Origin of the sequence: Saccharicrinis sp. GN24d3, from assembly GCF_052400645.1 — a bacterium.
Lineage (GTDB): Bacteria > Bacteroidota > Bacteroidia > Bacteroidales > Marinilabiliaceae > Saccharicrinis.
The window spans coordinates 1-16,429 of the sequence record NZ_JBQTGI010000035.1 but is presented as its reverse complement, the minus strand read 5'-3'; the positions used below and the strand labels follow the sequence as shown (position 1 = coordinate 16,429).

Genomic DNA, 16,429 nt, shown 5'->3' with positions numbered 1-16,429 from the left:
TCAGTTGTACCTGAAACCGTTTTTTTTATAGATGCATAGGAAGGTTGAATATCTGCAGATAAGGCAAGAACTACCAGCCAGCCTATTGCCAGTACATTTATAAACCGGTTTGTTATATGGTATGATAAACTCAACTTTTCCTATTTTTTTGAAGGCAACAATAATAAACAATTATTGCTTATTGGTTTGGATTGCTTGTTTTATTTTCCGTTTGCTCTACACACAAACACTCACAAACCTTTAGCAGGTTTTCCTTTTTATCGGTTATTACATTTAAAACATCATTCGCTTCGATAACCGATGAACCATTTGGCGTAAAATATTGCTTATCGCGCTCTATCATGGCAATAATTGAATTTTGCGGAAAATTCAAGTCAACAATTTTCTTGCCAATGATATCGGCATTGTCAGATATCGTGATCTTCTTAAGAATGCTATTGGGATGATCATAATTTAATGCTTCAGCAGCAGATTCTATTTTTTTAGTATCCGGCTTGCCTACTTTTAACCATTTGGCAATAAGGGATAATGAAGTACCTTGAATAAGCACTGACGTGACAGAGATAAAAAATACGATATCAAAAATTAGTTGGGCCTTTTCTATACCTGCGAGCAGCGGATATGTTGCAAAAACTATGGGGACCGCACCTCTTAGACCTACCCAGGAAACAAATGCTTTGTTGCGAAATCTGGTTTTAAAAGGAATTAATGACAAAAGAACTGCTACAGGGCGAGCCACAAAAATGAGAACGGCAGCAATCAATAAACCAATACCAAAAAGCGGAATGATCCGAGAGGGGAAGACTAACAAACCAAGCGTAAGGAAAAGTACAATCTGCATCAACCATGCTAAACCATCAAACATTCGCATGATATTCGTTTTGTGAATGAGGTTGTGGTTACCCAAATATACCGCACAGATATATATGGCCAAGAAACCATTTCCCCCAACAAAGTTGGTGGCGGCAAAGGTGATAAACATTAAAGCAATCGCCAAAACAGGATATAAACCTTCAAAATCAAGGTGAATACGGTTTATCGTAAATTTGCTCAAGCGGCCAAATAAATAGCCTGCCAATGCACCTAAACTCATTTGTTGAAAAAAAAGCAAAAGGATGGACCAAAAACTTTTTTCAGGGTTCATGACCAACGATAAAAACGTAATGGTCAGTACGTAAGCCATAGGGTCGTTACTTCCACTTTCAAGTTCCAGAGTAGGGCGAATATTGTTTTTTAACCTGAGTTTTCTACCTCTGAGAATGGAGAATACGGCAGCGGCATCAGTAGAAGAAACAATAGAACCAAGCAATAAGCTTTCGAACAGACTAAAATCGGTTACCCACCAAACAAAAAGTCCCAACGTAGTTGCGGTAAGCAATACGCCAATAGTTGATAATACCAGTCCTTCCTTGAGAATGGGTTTGACATGTTTCCAATCGGTATCCATACCTCCTGAGAAAAGAATAAAATTGAGTGATACCACGCCAATAAATTGAGCAATAGCCGGATCGTCGAAGTAAATCCCGCCAATGCCCTCGGAACCTGCCAGCATTCCAATGGAAAGGAACAGCAATAAGGTGGGAATCCCGAATTTATAGGTTGTTTTCCCTGCAACGATGCTGATAAAAAGCAGTACAGAACCAATAAGGATAATGTTTTCGATAGTGATATTCATGATTGCCCAAGAAAGGAAAATTAAATAAATAAACAAACCTGCAATTGTCTTTTTTACCTGACCAATATGCTACTATAACTTATTAAGTACCATTGTTACATTGTCAGCAGTTGCTGGCGATGAACCTTTTTTTAATCCATAATCTGTGACTATAATATGTTTGTAATCGGTAATGCCGTGCTGATCCAGTATTCTTTTTCCACAGGCAACGGCACAACCATCGATAACCAATAGATCTTTTTGCTTAAAACCTGCAATTGATTTTTCAATACCTGCACCCACAACTGCCAGACAGTTCATCTTTCTTTTTCCGGCAATTTGCATAGCTCGTGCAACCTTATCGGAGATCATTCCGACATCAGCGGCACCGGAACAAGCCATCACTATTTTACTTCCTGTGCTACTACACTCACATTTTACTTCTGTATTTTCCATTATAGTATTTTTTAAAATTTAAACTCCATACTTATTAATATGTTATTTTCCGAGTCGGTATATCTATGGTCTGCTATCCATCCCTGATAATTCAATGCTATATTCACCCCTTTAATAGGGGAGTGAGAAACTCCGGCTATTATTTTGTTTCCATCACTATTATTTTCAGCAATCACATGATCCGGATCATCATATAATAATTTGTCGTAACGGGTAAATAGCTCAGTCTTTGGGCCTGGTTTGTATGTTGAGTAGAGCGAATAACCATAACTGTTTAAATTATCGGTATAACTCAAATGCTTCATGTAATTAAATTCGCCACCAATCTTAAACTTGGGTGATGGTTGAAGACCTACAAATGCAGCATACATTTCCTCTGTCTCTAAATCCGCATCATGGGCTTGGCGATTGTGATAATAAGCCCTAAGCTGTAGTTTTTTAGTAGGATTGATATTGATGCCCCCCGATAATTTTACCTTACCCGATTCATCCTGTGCAATGCGAACTCCTTCACCATTGGTAACAGCTGCATCAAAAGAAATAACATCATTTACCTGGTAATAGGCGATCAGACCCAGGTCGCTGCTTGGTATTTTCCAATACAAATCCTGAAAAGTTTGTGCCACATATCGCAATCCCCAGAAACGTTCCTGGGTAATGTAATGATTTTGAAGGATGGCTCCTCCCTGGAGTGTAAGTTGATCATTCACTCTCCATTGAAGGCTGGCAAACTTTAGAAACATGGTATAATATGCCCCTTCTTTTGACGTATTTCTCACATTGAACTGATTTCCCAAAGAATCTGTAACGGTAATCTCGCCAGTGGTAGTCGCCCTGCCTCTGTCGATGATAACTTTGGCACTCCAGTCTTTGTTAAACTGGTACTGTAGTCCCAGATGTGCGCGGGTAAAACTGTAGGCATAATAATTATCCTCAAAATAATAAGATGCATTACCAAATACCTGCACTATGGGTTTCAGTTTGTTGAAATCGAAGGTATGAATCTTGGTGGAATCTTGGGCAAGACCGGCAGCAATGGTTACCCCCATAAAAAAAAGGATACATAAATATTTTGGTATTGTTCTCATTATATAAAGTTTTATACTATTTTTTTCATACAAAATCATATGCACCACCGGAACAATTCCTGTGGCAATGGCTTCCTCGGTACTGCAAGTAGCACTGCTAATGGTATCGCATATCATTTATCTGCCGATAAAGACTCTGTAAAGAAATTTTCAGGAACATAAAGCATGCATGGCTGCCCCTATGGCGATGCCTAACATCAAGTATAAAAGAACCTTTCTAACGATATCCCATCCATCTTTAATAATAGACGGTAAACGGTCCATAAATGGTATTTTGTCATCTTGCCATTCTTCGATTTATATCGCTTACTTAGTTATTAGTTCTGTGATTTCCTCAACAGAAGGGACTTTCCCTTTTACTACAACTTTTTCATCAATAACCAATGCCGGAGTAGTCATTACACCATACTCCATTATTTTCATAATGTCTTCTTCTTTTGTTACGATAGCATCAATTCCTGTTTTTTCCACCGCTTCAATAGTTGCTTTCTCTAATGTTTTACACTTGGCACAGCCTGTACCTAACACTTTTATTTCCATCTTTATTGGTTTTAAATTTGTTAAATCCATTATTTCTAAATTTTTGTTGTTCGCAGTTCGGGGAATAACGAACAATTAGGTTAAATTTTTTTACAACTGAAAAAAGCCTTTAAATAGTGCTTTTACTTCTTTCCTGTTCTCTTTATGAATACAATATTTAATTTTGGGAGCTTCAATTTCTCCTTGAATTAATCCGGCAGCTTTTAATTCATTTGAATGACTGGAATAAGTTGACTTTACAATGGGCAGCTCATCATTTAAGTAGCCGCTATAACAACAGCTTTGCTTCGAAAGCAATTCCAACACGTATATATGTATGGGGTGCCAAATTGCTTTAACATACCTGTCCATCTTTTTTGCCGATCAGTTAAAAATTCGCTATTCATCCATTTGTTCGTTAAATTACGAACAAAGATAATGGATTTTTTATTTTCTGTTCTTTAATTTCTAAAATTTGGTTCGGAAAGTCGGAAATTTGTTCGTTTAACCGCTGGCTTTCCCCAATCTCATCTTTTTAATTTTTACCGTAACTAAATTTAATGTATTGAAAATGATACATATACAAAAGTTTGCGCTTTTTTAGCACTTCTATCGGTGAGGTTGATTGTTGAGTTTTCCTCATACAAATCCGGTGAAATGGAGAAACCATCCTGCCGGCACTTGACATTTAAGAAATAAGTCCTGAAATTACATAATACATTTTAACGTTAAAATATGCATTATTCCAGTCTTACTCCCGAAACCGCAAAAAAGCTGAAACTACTTATCGAGCGCATCGAAGAATGCCATATACCGTCCTCTATGTTGGATGAAAGTATTAATGTAGCCACATGGAATATCCGGGAATTTGGTAAAAAGTCCAGGAGCGAAGATGGTATCGTTTTTATCGCACAAATACTTTATCAGTTCGATTTGATTGCCATTACGGAGGTAAGGGAAGATCTAAGTGACTTTAAGCGGGTGTTAAAGTATTTGGGGGGGGACTGGAAATATGTGGTTAGCGATTGGCAAAACGATGGGGGAGGAAACTACGAACGAACCCTGTTTTTGTACGATCAAAGAATGGTTCATTTTACCGGTCTGGCCGCAGAGGCCCAGCCCAACCGCAAAAAGATGGGCGATGAGTATATCAGTCAACAATCGTGGTGGAGGTCTCCATATATGGCCTCGTTTAGGGCGGGTAGTTTCGATTTTATTATTCTGGCCTTACATGCCCGGTGGGGAAGTAATAATGGTCGGCTTAAAGAACTGGCCGGTTTTAGCGAGTGGATTTCGAGCCGATGGGACGATAAATCGGATGTGGTAATAGATGACGATTTAATTGTGGTAGGCGATTTCAACACCCCACGTATCGGAGATAAGTATTATAAGGCACTGACCGAAAAAAGCAGGCTGAAGATGCCCAGGTCTTTAAGTACGATTAAGGATACGGCAGTAAGTGCAGGCAACAAACGTTACGACCAGATACTGCACCGTTCCACCGACAACTATTCATTTTCCTTTTCCGATCATGGTGGTGTCATTGATTTTGCCAGGGACGGTCTATTGGAAAAATTGTTTCCTGATGTAAAGCCTTCCAAACGGACCTACGAACTCAGCGATCATTTACCCATGTGGATTCAAATATATACCAATAACGAGCTGCAGCGACTGGATAGTATTATCCGGAATCGGTCGTCTTAGTCATGCAAAAGCACTGCTTAGCGCCATAAAAGTGCCGCGCAGAGGCATAAAAGTGACTTTTTGTTATACAAAAGAATGTTGGTTTACCGGAGCCAATTATTAAAGCTTCTTGTACTAAAGGAGCCGGTTCTTTTTATACATTAGGGTAATTGCGTAATGAAAATTCAATATTCATTGTAAAACGTTGTAAAAAGAAACTATTAATAAATAGTTCCCAACAAATCTATTGTGCAAGCTTAATGAGTTGATAATTAGTTTGCTTCGGGAATTTGTTTTTTATGTTTTATTAATCAACTATCCGCTGTCGTCGCATGACTATTTTCCGATACAAAAGTTTCTAAGTATTGATAATATGATAGATATGGAGTTTGTATTGTATAGATGCTGTAAATATATTACTTTCTTAAGATTTAGATAAAAGAACTGATATAAAGCTTTTTATCAAAGGATACACACCTTAATAAAAAGAGTATTTTTTTCTTATACATTCTTCTTTTATTTCCCAGTGGGTACTATTGCGCCGCAAGAATAAATCTTGAGCAATGTAAAAGTAGTAAAACGTAATTAATAAAAAATAAACAAATTTGTTTACAATTGAATGATTTAGTAATTTTGACTGATTAAAAAGTTGACTATGTTGCCGGATATAAATAAGATAAAAGGTATTCACCCAGGAGCCATACTAAAGCGAGAGATTAAAAAGCGAGGTTTGAAAAATAAGGACTTGGCTCTTATGGTAGATGAGCATGCGCAAACAATTAGTGCCATATTGAAGGAAAAAAGAAGTATAAACCCTAAACTATCTATACGGTTGGGAAAACAACTAGGTGTGGAAGAAGATTATTTTATGCTTTTACAAGCCAGTTATGATGTTAAAAAGGCTTACCAGGAAACGAGCAATAAATTATTCCCTAATCCTAAATCAATTAGAAAGGCTATTTTTTGGGACACCGATTTTGATAAGATAGATTGGTTGAAAAATAAGAGAGCTATTATAAAACGTATTTTCGAAAGGGGAAATGAGCTTGAAATTAATGAAATATTAAACTTTTATGGCACTAAAGAAGTAAGAAATGAAATACGTAATATAGGAAGCAGTTATTTGGATTCATTTAGCAAGAATGTTGCAAAATATTTACATTAGTTATGACCATCCATAAAGAAACAGTTTCAGTTTTACTTTGGGATACGCTTAAAAAATTAATGCAGTTTAAAGAACTGGATACTTTCCGGTTGGTAGGAGGGACGTCTTTAAGTTTGCTTCTTGGTCATAGAATTTCTGTTGACATTGATTTATTTACAGATGCGGAGTATAAGTCAATTGATTTTGATAAGATTGACAATCTATTTGAAACAAACTTTAAGTATGTCGATTATTGCTTTGGTGGTAATGATAGCATGGGAAAATCATATCTTATTGGCGATAAAAAAGAAGAAACCATAAAAGTTGATTTGTTTTATACTGATCCGTTTCAATATCCAATTCTAGACTATGGTGGTATTAGGTTATCTCAACTAGAAGAGATTATTGCGATGAAACTGGAAGTAATTGGCAATAGTGGTAGAAAAAAAGACTTTTGGGATATACATGAGTTAATGGAATCTTTTTCTTGGGAGGAAATGTTGAGTTTTTATGAAAAAAGATATCCTTATAATCACTCTAAAGAAGAAATTATTAATAAGCTAACTGATTTTAGTACGGCAGATACAGACTTAGACCCAATTTGTTTAAAAGAAAAATATTGGGAACTAATTAAACTGGATATAGAAGAATCGGTTGCTGAATATTTAGCTAGTAATGCATAAATTATTATTGCTCAATTTAAACGGTACATTTATTGTTTTTAATAAAAGAGTAACCAAATTGTAAAAAGAAACTATTTTTAAATATTTCCCAACAAATCTATTGAGCAAGCTTAATCAGTTGATAATTAATTTGCTTCGGGAATTTGTTTTTTATGTTTTATTAATCAACTATCCGCTGTCGTCGCATGACTATTTTCCGATACAAAAGTTTTTGAAGATATTACCCAGTACCTCGTTGGTTTGAATCTCACCCCCTGTGATTTCACCTAAATAAACCAATACTTCGCGTATATCCTGGGCCAGAAAATCGCCTGAGATGCCGTCGTGCAATCCTCCAATCACGCGGAATATGGATTTTTGAGCACGTTGTAGGGCTTCGTAGTGGCGGGCATTGGTAACGATGACCTCGTCGTTGTCGACAGCTTGCAGATTAATAGTTTTGATGAGTTCGGCGTTTAATTGGTCGATACCGGTTTGTTGCTTGGCCGAAAGAGGGACAATGGCATCGGAGCCCGATAATTCTATAAACTTATTCCTGTCAAATCGGGCTTTTATTTCTTCCTTGTTCAACAAATCAATTTTATTTATGGCTACCACCAATCGTTGGTCTTCGTTCATCTTTTCCTTGACATCGGCGATGGCTTCATGAATTTTCTCGTTGGGGTCGTTGATGTCGAGCATCAGGATGACGATAGAGGCCGATCCTATTTTACTGAAGGTACGGTCGATACCGATGCTTTCGATGGTATCGGTGGTTTTCCGTATTCCGGCCGTGTCGATAAAACGGAAAGTAATGCCTTCGATATTTATAGTGTCCTCAATGACGTCACGGGTAGTGCCATGGATGTCGGATACAATAGCCCTGTCTTCCTGTAAAATGGTGTTGAGCAGGGTAGACTTGCCTGCATTGGTGTGGCCGACGATAGCCACGGGAATACCGTTTTTGATCGCATTCCCAAGTGAGAATGAATTGATCAGTTTCGACAGCAGTTTTTCAATCTCTTCTACCAGATCAATCAATTGCTTGCGGTCTGCAAATTCAACATCCTCTTCGCTAAAATCGAGCTCCAACTCAATAAGGGAGATAAAATTGAGCAGGCGTTCGCGCAGGTGTATCAACTCATTGGAAAAGCCGCCTTTCATCTGTTGCAGGGCAACTCTTCTGGCAGCTTCACTTCTGGAGGCAATCAGGTCGGCAACAGCTTCCGCTTGCGAAAGGTCCATTTTCCCGTTCAGGAAAGCGCGTTGGGTAAACTCGCCGGGCGCAGCCAGGCTGGCGCCGTTTTTTATAAACAGTTCCAATACTTTTTGCTGAATATAGGGTGCTCCGTGGCAAGAAACTTCCACGGTGTTTTCTCCCGTAAAGGAGTTTGGGGCTTTAAAGATACTCACCAATACTTCGTCCAATTCTTTGTCATGGTCCATTAATGAACCAAAGTGCACCGTATTAGGAGGTTGTTCCGTCAATTTTTTTCCGGGCTTAACCGATTTAAATACCTTATCACAAATCGTAATGCTTTCGGGACCTGTCAATCGGATGACGGCTATAGCACCAGCGCCTTGGGCAGTGGAAACAGCAACAATGGTATCCTTTAAATCAATCATGAAATCTCAAATTTCCTGCAAATTTACGGAATACGCGCAATAAAAAAAGTGGAAACCCATAATGATTTCCACTTTATTTTTGGTAATTAATTCCCATCGGTTAAAAGAAGCGTATTTATTGGGGTTAATAGCTGTTTTATTAGTTTACCTGTTTTAGCTATGGTGATCTATTCCAATGTCAGGAGCGGGTAAGGTCACTTTTTAATTTTCCTTTTCTGGATAATGATCCCAAAGAACGAAAACATATTTTAAAATGTACTGTTGTTATGCAATAGTTGATCATCATTAAAATAATTAGAATATCCGATTGGCTTTGTCCAAAAATATTCCTACTTTGTTATTCAAATATTTAGATATATTACATATGAGCGTATTAGTTACAGACAAATCGAATGTTATAGTTCAGGGATTTACCGGAAGCGAAGGGACATTTCACGCTTCTCAGATGATTGAATACGGAACCAACGTGGTGGGTGGCGTAACACCTGGGAAAGGTGGAACAACGCACTTAAATCTGCCGGTGTTTAATACAGTTAAAGAAGCAGTTGAAAAGGCCAATGCTGATGTATCTGTAATTTTTGTGCCTCCGGCTTTTGCTGCGGATGCCATTATGGAAGCCGCCGATGCCGGCATTAAGGTGGCCATAGCAATTACCGAAGGTATTCCTACAGCTGATATGATAAAGGTAAAGGATTATTTACAAGATAAAGAAACCAGGTTAATCGGTCCCAATTGTCCCGGAGTGATATCACCGGGAATGGCAAAAGTGGGTATAATGCCGGGTTTTATTCATACTAAAGGAAAAATCGGAGTAGTGTCGCGTTCCGGTACGTTGACCTACGAAGCGGTGGATCAGCTGACCAAAGAAGGTTTAGGTCAGAGTACGTGTATTGGAATTGGTGGTGATCCTATCATCGGAACCACAACCAAAGAAGCCGTAAAGTTATTAATGGATGATCCGGGAACCGAAGGCATTATCATGATTGGTGAAATTGGCGGAAGCATGGAAACGGAAGCGGCCCAGTGGATCAAAGAGAATGCTACTAAACCGGTAGTAGGATTTATAGCCGGCCAAACAGCGCCTAAAGGACGTAGGATGGGGCATGCAGGTGCCATAATCGGTGGGACAGAGGACACTGCTGCGGCCAAAATGAAGGTGATGAAAGAATGCGGTATTCACGTGGTGGAATCGCCGGCTACATTAGGAGCTACCATGAAGCAAGCCCTATCGTAGAAATAGTCATTGATCAATGGTCATTGGACAATGGTACCCAAAAAATAATATTGACTAAGTATTCACCCTTTGGCAGGTCTGCCAGAGGGTTTTTATTTTAACTTTTTGCACGTGGCTGGTAGTTATTCGCCTACTAACACTTTCTTCATCTCCGTCACTGTCTTATAAAGCACAAAACCTGCCTTTTTGTAATTGTGGATTGCATTAGGATGATCCATATCGCAGGTGTTAAGCTGAATATGTTTAGGAGAGAAACGCCAGGCTAATTCTATGGTTTTGTTTAAAAAGTATCTTCCATACCCCTTTCCGATAAAATCAGGAAGTAACCCAAAGTAAAGGATTTCTACATGGTCTCCTTCTTCAACAAGTTCGCAATATCCCGCATGTTTTTGTTTGATATTTAAGGTGTAGATGTGCGTTTTAGAACTATTGATTTTACTATAAAGTTCAGCATCATCCATAAACAACCGATCCAGCCAATTAAAGTTTTTTCCAACCTCAGAATATAGTTCCCTGTACCAGGAAATGTCTATTGGTTTTGCAATTTCGATAAGCGATGTATTTTCAATATTGTTTTCCCGGAGAGTCGGTTTTTCTTCCATTTTCAGAAAATAAACCTCAGATGGTACAGTGGTGTAATTCATGATTCGAATTGTTTGGGGCAAAAATAAAAATCCCCTGCCGTAATTACAACGACAAGGGAACAAACAAAAGGCATTTAAGAAAATTCTTACGCCAAAATCATTCTTTCAATATCATCTTTTACATTGGTAATTCCACCAATTCCAAAGTTTTCAACCAATACATTCACTACATTTGGTGATAAGAATGCAGGTAATGTTGGTCCCAGGTTGATGTTTTTAACACCAAGACTTAATAGGGCTAATAATACAATTACTGCTTTTTGCTCGTACCATGCAATGTTATATACAATTGGCAAGTCATTGATATCGTCTAAACCAAATACCTCTTTCAATTTAAGAGCCGTTACCGCCAATGAATAAGAATCGTTACACTGACCAGCATCTAATACTCTTGGGATACCGCCAATATCTCCTAGTGGTAATTTGTTATAACGGTATTTAGCACATCCAGCAGTTAGAATAACAGTGTCCTGAGGTAATTCTGTTGCAAATTCGCTATAGTAATCACGGTCGTTCATACGTCCGTCACATCCGGCCATCACAACAAATTTCTTAATGGCTCCACCTTTCACTGCATCAACAACCTTGTCTGCTAACTGAAGAACCTGGTTGTGAGCAAATCCACCTACGATTTCACCTGTTTCAATTTCTGTTGGAGAAGCACATTTTTTAGCGTGCTCAATAATTACACTGAAATCTTTAGGTTGTCCGTTTTGTCTGTCGGCAATGTGGGTACAGCCATCAAAACCACTGGCTCCGGTAGTGTAGATACGATCTATATAATTCTCTTTTGGAGGAACAATACAGTTTGTTGTAAATAAGACAGGACCATTAAAGCTTTCGAATTCTTCTTTTTGCTTCCACCATGCATTACCATAGTTACCCACAAAATGCTCATACTTTTTAAATGCAGGATAGTAGTTAGCAGGTAACATTTCACTGTGTGTATAAACATCAACACCAGTTCCTTCTGTCTGCTTTAATAACTCTTCCATGTCTTTCAAGTCGTGACCTGAAATTAAGATAGCAGGATTGTTGCGTACCCCAATGTTTACAGAAGTAATTTCAGGATTACCAAAGCTTTCAGTATTGGCTTTGTCTAATAATGCCATTACATCCACACCAAACTTACCACACTCTAATACCAAACCTACTAGTTCGTCAACACCTAATGTGTTATCAGTACTGGCAACTAATGCTTTCTGAACAAATTCGCAAACTTCTTTGCTATTGTATCCTAAGTTCATGGCATGTTCTGCGTAAGCTGCCATACCTTTTACTCCATAAATAAGAAGTTCTTTTAAAGAACGGATGTCTTCATTTTCAATGGATAAGATTCCAATGGCGGGTGCTACTTTTAAGAAATCCTCTTGTGTAGTACCTGCATATTTCACGGAATGCTCATCGTTAGAAACTTCAATTCCTTTTTCCGCTAGTTCCTTTTTTAATGCGTCTCTAAGCGCAATACCTTCATTAATTTTAGCTTCAATTTTACCACCGTCAAAGTTGGCGTTGGTGATGGTGATAAATAAAGCATCAATCATGTATTTATATGCTTTATCATTTGCTAAATCATTATTAGCAGCAATAGTGTTTACATGTGCCACACCTTTGGTCACAAATAATAGGACATCTTGAAGAGCGGCCACTTCGTCGGTTTTACCACAAACTCCTTTAATTGTACAACCTGTTCCTTTGGCTGCTTCTTGACACTGATAACAAAACATACTCATGATATAAATTTTTTTAAATTGTTTGTATACTTATTATTTGATTATAATATGGGGTAATACTTATCGGTCATTTAGATAAATAAAAGGGAGTTTATCTTACTTCACAAACTCATCCCAAACTCCCTTTTATAAAAGTCGCATAGCGAACTATGTGACCAAACCAAACCTAACCCTAAACTAATTACTTAAATATTAAATGCTGTTTTTGTAGTAGCCTTGTTTAAAATGAGCTTATACCCATTCCTCACTTAGTACTTCACCCTCTACTGATATGATAGCTCTTTTTAGTGGTATTTTGCGAGATGCCAGTTGAAGTGCCTGTTGAGCAACTCCCATTAAACCACCACAACAAGGAACTTGCATAATGACCACGGTCAACGAATTAATTCTGGAATCGTCAATCAATGAAATTAACTTTTTAAGATATATATCCATTCCATCATCAAGTTTAGGACATGCAATTCCCAAAACTTTATTTTTTAGAAACTTTTGGTGGAAGTTACCCATGGCAAATGGAGCACAGTCTGCTGCCAACACCATATCTGCCTCCTTAAAAAAACTGGCGCCAGGGTTTATCAAGTGCATTTGCACCGGCCATTGCTTTAATTGGGAGGTTTGTGGCGTTGCAGGTGCTGTATCTGCCAATGAAAATGCAGGGCGCTCGATTTCCCTGCTTTGCGAGCCCGGACATCCTCCTCCCTGATGCCCCATCGCTGGTGCTTCTTTTTTTCCGTGCATAGTGTCAATTACTTCTTGTAAATCGAAGTCGTATTTATCTTGATTATTCTTTAAAAAGGTCATGGCCTCTTTAACGAATTCCATTTCGTTGTGGTCTTTTAGGTGTTTAAGGTGGGCGATAACGGTATTGATTCCTTTATCAACCATTATTTCCATTACCTTAGTCTCGTCATACGGATCGGCTTCCCTTCTCTCAATTTCCATGGCTCCTTGCGGGCAGTGTCCCAGACAAGCACCTAATCCATCGCACATAAGGTCGCTAATTAACCTGGCCTTTCCATCTATAATTTGCAGTGCACCTTCGTGGCAACCGGGAACACATTCACCACATCCGTTACATAATTCTTCATCTATTTTAATAACGTCTCTTTCCATTACTCTTTTTGTTTGTTTACTGCAAATATGAGGCGATTTTCAATACCAAGCTTGTAACAATTGTTACAATTGGAGAAAAAGTTGTATTTTTCATGTAATTTATACCTTCAAATCTTTTATATCGATGTTAAGCGATTATCCCATAATAGAAAAGTGTCCTGTTTTTAGTGGTCTAACATTCCGTCAGATTAATGAACTGTTTGGTCAGGTTCACTATCAGGTTAAAAAATATCCAGAAGGACAAATGGTAGCTTGCGGTGGCGATGTTGTCGACAGACTAATAATAATACTATCGGGAAGTGTAAAAGGTGAGATGATGGATTTTTCGGGGAAGACCATTAAAATTGAGGATATAGAGGCACCTAAGCCAGTGGCGATTGCCTTTTTATTCGGAAAGAATAACAGATATCCGGTAAATGTGATTTCCAATAACGACTCGGAATTGCTGATTATTCCGAGAGAGTCGGTACTTAAACTTTTCGGTAAAAACGAAACCATCTTGCTTAATTATTTAAATACGATATCCGATCGTTCCCAGTTTTTGTCACAAAAAATAAAATTTCTCTCGTTTCAAACGGTACGTGGAAAAATAGCCAATTATCTATTGCAGATAAGCCAAGGGCACACCCATCAAATCACTCTGCCATTGTCGCAAAATCAAATGGCCGAGTTGTTCGGGGTTGCCAGACCTTCAATTGGCAGAGGAATGAGAGAATTGCATAATGATGGTATTGTTGAGGCCAAAGGCAAGGAAATAAAAATATTGGATATCAATAAATTAAAAGATTGCCTGGTTTAGTAGGAATTTTTTTTAGAACCCAAACGCAACCGTTGCGTGCTTTTTCAGTCATAATAACAAACGATTAAAATTAAAGTGTAAAATGAAAAAGTTATTATTTATTATTGGGGTGATGGTTATGTTCTCGGTTACGTCTTGTGACCTCTTTGATGATGACGACGATTATTCTTTAGGTAATTATTGGCTTTCATCAGGAACGATAACTAAGGATGTTGGTTCTTATTTTGTAACAACGGATGAAGGTAAAGTGCTATGGCCGTCAAAATCGCATGTTAGCATTAGTTTGTTGGAGGACGGTATGCGTGTGTTGGTCAATTATACTATTTTGGCTGATGCCACGGATAGCGACACTTATGATTATTATGTGAGAGTAAATGACATTTCGCAGATTCTAACCAAGCCGGTATTTGAATTTACTGCCGAAACAAGTTCGGATATTATAGATTCAATTGGTAATGATGCCGTAACAATTGTGGATACCTGGTTTACCGACGATTATTTAAACGTTGAATTTGAGTATGGAGGCGGTGCAACGGTACATTTTATTAACTTGGTTTTTGATGCTGAAAATGCCACCACTGATAATGGTGAGATTATATTGGAACTCAAGCATAATACAAATAGTGATCCTTATAATTACCGTCAGTGGGGTATCGCTTCTTTCGATGTCTCTAATTTTAAAGAGGAAGGTGAAACATCGGTTGATTTTTTTATCAGGAGTAAAGGGAAGGATGGTGAATTTGAGTACAACCAGCTAATTACCTATTCCTATGGTATAGATGCGGAATCCGGTTTGCGCAACAAACAATACCCGCCAGATAATGTGAGTTTTTTGAATTCGATTAAATAACCAAAAAAAGGAGTTTTTAAACTCCTTTTTTTTATGCGTTTAATATTCTGATACCCTTTTTGTTATTATGTGTTTGCCAATCCAGCGTTCGGGTAATATCAAGTTTATAGCTTTTTCCCTTGGTTTGATTGGAATAAATTCCTTATATTTGCACCGCATTTGAGGAAAATGATTCTCAAAACAACAATGGATCTGTAGCATAACTGGATAGTGCACTGCGTTACGGCCGCAGAGGTTAGGGGTTCGAATCCCTTCAGATTCACAATAACTTGAAAGATTTTCTGAAGAGTTAATGCTTAATAATGGACCTGTAGCATAACTGGATAGTGCACTGCGTTACGGCCGCAGAGGTTAGGGGTTCGAATCCCTTCAGGTTCACCAGATGAAAGTCTAAATCATATCAAAAGCGCTTAAAACGAAAGTTTTAAGCGCTTTTTTTGTGATATGTCATGAACTTCCGGAAACTCATCCCATGCGTTTAAAACTGTCTTTTTTTGCGATCGAGATAATTAAATAGTTGTTCCAGACTTTGCTTGTATTGGCTCGGGTTTAAATTCAAGCTGAGTTGAGAAGTACCATCATTATTTGTTGAAATAGAAGGAAAGTGACCTTTTAGCACTGGTTTTAAACCAGTCAATATATTGAGCTTGTAAAATTTGTCAAGTATTCTGTCAGCTATAATTTTTATTAAATCTTTCATCGAACCTGAAGCAAACAGGTCAATATAACGTGTGTCGACCTTTTCGCTTTTTTCCGATTCGTGGAATAAATAAAATATCATGGCGGTTTTGCCCTGGCGACTTGGACTATGTATCCATGAATTTAATCCATTGTCGATATTGTTCTCTATAAGGATCAGCTTTTTCTTCTGTCACAAAAGTATTGTGGATTATATACGGTACAAAAAGGATTCATCGAAGTAATTGTTTAACAAGGATACGTTTAATTCATAAAATGTGAAGCGTGAAATATGAAGCGTAAAACCTATATTTTTATACTGATCAAAAAAAGCGGGTGTCCGAAATTAAGTTGATGAAAATTTTAAACTTACGATTTGTAAGTGCCGCACGAATGGCTCTTCCCCTTAGCGACGATGCTAGGGGGAAGTACCGATCAAAGTTGCGGGGATGGGGGTTACTGAGTCTCTCTCTTGACTTCCGCACTTTTTGTGGGACACCCTCCGTATCCCTTGCTATTGCTGACTTTCTTTTTTAACTTGGGTGT

16 protein-coding genes and 2 tRNA genes are annotated in these 16,429 nt (G+C 38.0%); 8 read left to right on the top strand and 10 right to left on the bottom strand.

Annotated elements, in window-relative coordinates; all coding sequences use genetic code 11:
* Positions 1–178: 178 nt before the first annotated feature.
* The 5 genes from ACT29I_RS23580 to ACT29I_RS23560 all read right to left on the bottom strand — a co-directional run bounded on the left by ACT29I_RS23580 (position 179) and on the right by ACT29I_RS23560 (position 4,089).
* Positions 179–1,675, bottom strand: a complete 1,497-nt coding sequence (locus tag ACT29I_RS23580; RefSeq protein ID WP_430934598.1) for a potassium/proton antiporter — start codon at positions 1,673–1,675, stop codon at positions 179–181.
* A gap of 72 nt (positions 1,676–1,747) precedes the next feature.
* A complete protein-coding gene (locus ACT29I_RS23575; RefSeq protein ID WP_430934599.1) occupies positions 1,748–2,110 on the bottom strand; it encodes a putative zinc-binding protein in 363 nt (120 codons plus the stop codon).
* An 11-nt stretch (positions 2,111–2,121) separates the two neighbouring features.
* Positions 2,122–3,198, bottom strand: coding sequence for a hypothetical protein (locus ACT29I_RS23570; protein ID WP_430934600.1), 1,077 nt, complete (start codon positions 3,196–3,198; stop codon positions 2,122–2,124).
* A 306-nt stretch (positions 3,199–3,504) separates the two neighbouring features.
* Positions 3,505–3,768: a thioredoxin family protein gene (locus ACT29I_RS23565; RefSeq protein ID WP_430934601.1), complete on the bottom strand. Its 264-nt coding sequence runs from the start codon at positions 3,766–3,768 to the stop codon at positions 3,505–3,507.
* A 60-nt stretch (positions 3,769–3,828) separates the two neighbouring features.
* On the bottom strand, positions 3,829–4,089 hold the full coding sequence (locus ACT29I_RS23560) for a transcriptional regulator (protein WP_430934602.1): 261 nt from the start codon (positions 4,087–4,089) through the stop codon (positions 3,829–3,831).
* 363 nt (positions 4,090–4,452) lie between these two features.
* Between ACT29I_RS23560 and ACT29I_RS23555 the strand changes: the two genes are divergently transcribed.
* From ACT29I_RS23555 to ACT29I_RS23545, 3 genes are all read left to right on the top strand, one after another.
* Positions 4,453–5,421 carry an endonuclease/exonuclease/phosphatase family protein gene (locus ACT29I_RS23555; RefSeq protein WP_444794586.1) on the top strand — a complete coding sequence of 323 codons (969 nt, stop codon included), beginning with the start codon at positions 4,453–4,455 and terminating at the stop codon, positions 5,419–5,421.
* 634 nt (positions 5,422–6,055) lie between these two features.
* A complete protein-coding gene (locus tag ACT29I_RS23550) occupies positions 6,056–6,565 on the top strand; it encodes a HigA family addiction module antitoxin (protein ID WP_430934604.1) in 510 nt (169 codons plus the stop codon).
* Between the two features lie 2 nt (positions 6,566–6,567).
* Positions 6,568–7,227 carry a nucleotidyl transferase AbiEii/AbiGii toxin family protein gene (locus tag ACT29I_RS23545; RefSeq protein WP_430934605.1) on the top strand — a complete coding sequence of 220 codons (660 nt, stop codon included), beginning with the start codon at positions 6,568–6,570 and terminating at the stop codon, positions 7,225–7,227.
* Positions 7,228–7,416: 189 nt separating this feature from the next.
* On the opposite strand, the gene mnmE is transcribed toward ACT29I_RS23545, so the two are convergent.
* A complete protein-coding gene (mnmE, locus tag ACT29I_RS23540) occupies positions 7,417–8,832 on the bottom strand; it encodes a tRNA uridine-5-carboxymethylaminomethyl(34) synthesis GTPase MnmE (protein WP_430934606.1) in 1,416 nt (471 codons plus the stop codon).
* Positions 8,833–9,196: 364 nt separating this feature from the next.
* Between mnmE and sucD the strand changes: the two genes are divergently transcribed.
* Positions 9,197–10,066: a succinate--CoA ligase subunit alpha gene (gene sucD / locus ACT29I_RS23535; RefSeq protein WP_430934607.1), complete on the top strand. Its 870-nt coding sequence runs from the start codon at positions 9,197–9,199 to the stop codon at positions 10,064–10,066.
* A 122-nt stretch (positions 10,067–10,188) separates the two neighbouring features.
* On the opposite strand, the gene ACT29I_RS23530 is transcribed toward sucD, so the two are convergent.
* From ACT29I_RS23530 to ACT29I_RS23520, 3 genes are all read right to left on the bottom strand, one after another.
* Positions 10,189–10,710, bottom strand: coding sequence for a GNAT family N-acetyltransferase (locus ACT29I_RS23530; protein WP_444794585.1), 522 nt, complete (start codon positions 10,708–10,710; stop codon positions 10,189–10,191).
* An 86-nt stretch (positions 10,711–10,796) separates the two neighbouring features.
* Positions 10,797–12,443, bottom strand: a complete 1,647-nt coding sequence (gene hcp / locus ACT29I_RS23525; RefSeq protein WP_430934609.1) for a hydroxylamine reductase — start codon at positions 12,441–12,443, stop codon at positions 10,797–10,799.
* Positions 12,444–12,674: 231 nt separating this feature from the next.
* Positions 12,675–13,556: an ATP-binding protein gene (locus ACT29I_RS23520; RefSeq protein ID WP_444794584.1), complete on the bottom strand. Its 882-nt coding sequence runs from the start codon at positions 13,554–13,556 to the stop codon at positions 12,675–12,677.
* Positions 13,557–13,680: 124 nt separating this feature from the next.
* Between ACT29I_RS23520 and ACT29I_RS23515 the strand changes: the two genes are divergently transcribed.
* From ACT29I_RS23515 to ACT29I_RS23500, 4 genes are all read left to right on the top strand, one after another.
* Positions 13,681–14,355, top strand: a complete 675-nt coding sequence (locus ACT29I_RS23515; RefSeq protein ID WP_430934611.1) for a Crp/Fnr family transcriptional regulator — start codon at positions 13,681–13,683, stop codon at positions 14,353–14,355.
* Between the two features lie 82 nt (positions 14,356–14,437).
* Positions 14,438–15,205 (top strand): NigD-like protein, encoded by a 768-nt coding sequence (locus ACT29I_RS23510; protein ID WP_430934612.1) that lies wholly within the window; start codon positions 14,438–14,440, stop codon positions 15,203–15,205.
* A 188-nt stretch (positions 15,206–15,393) separates the two neighbouring features.
* Positions 15,394–15,467: transfer RNA gene (locus ACT29I_RS23505), tRNA-Arg, on the top strand.
* Positions 15,468–15,509: 42 nt separating this feature from the next.
* Positions 15,510–15,586, top strand: a tRNA-Arg gene (locus ACT29I_RS23500).
* A gap of 97 nt (positions 15,587–15,683) precedes the next feature.
* On the opposite strand, the gene ACT29I_RS23495 is transcribed toward ACT29I_RS23500, so the two are convergent.
* Positions 15,684–15,986 (bottom strand): hypothetical protein, encoded by a 303-nt coding sequence (locus tag ACT29I_RS23495; RefSeq protein ID WP_444794583.1) that lies wholly within the window; start codon positions 15,984–15,986, stop codon positions 15,684–15,686.
* Positions 15,987–16,429 lie beyond the last annotated feature (443 nt).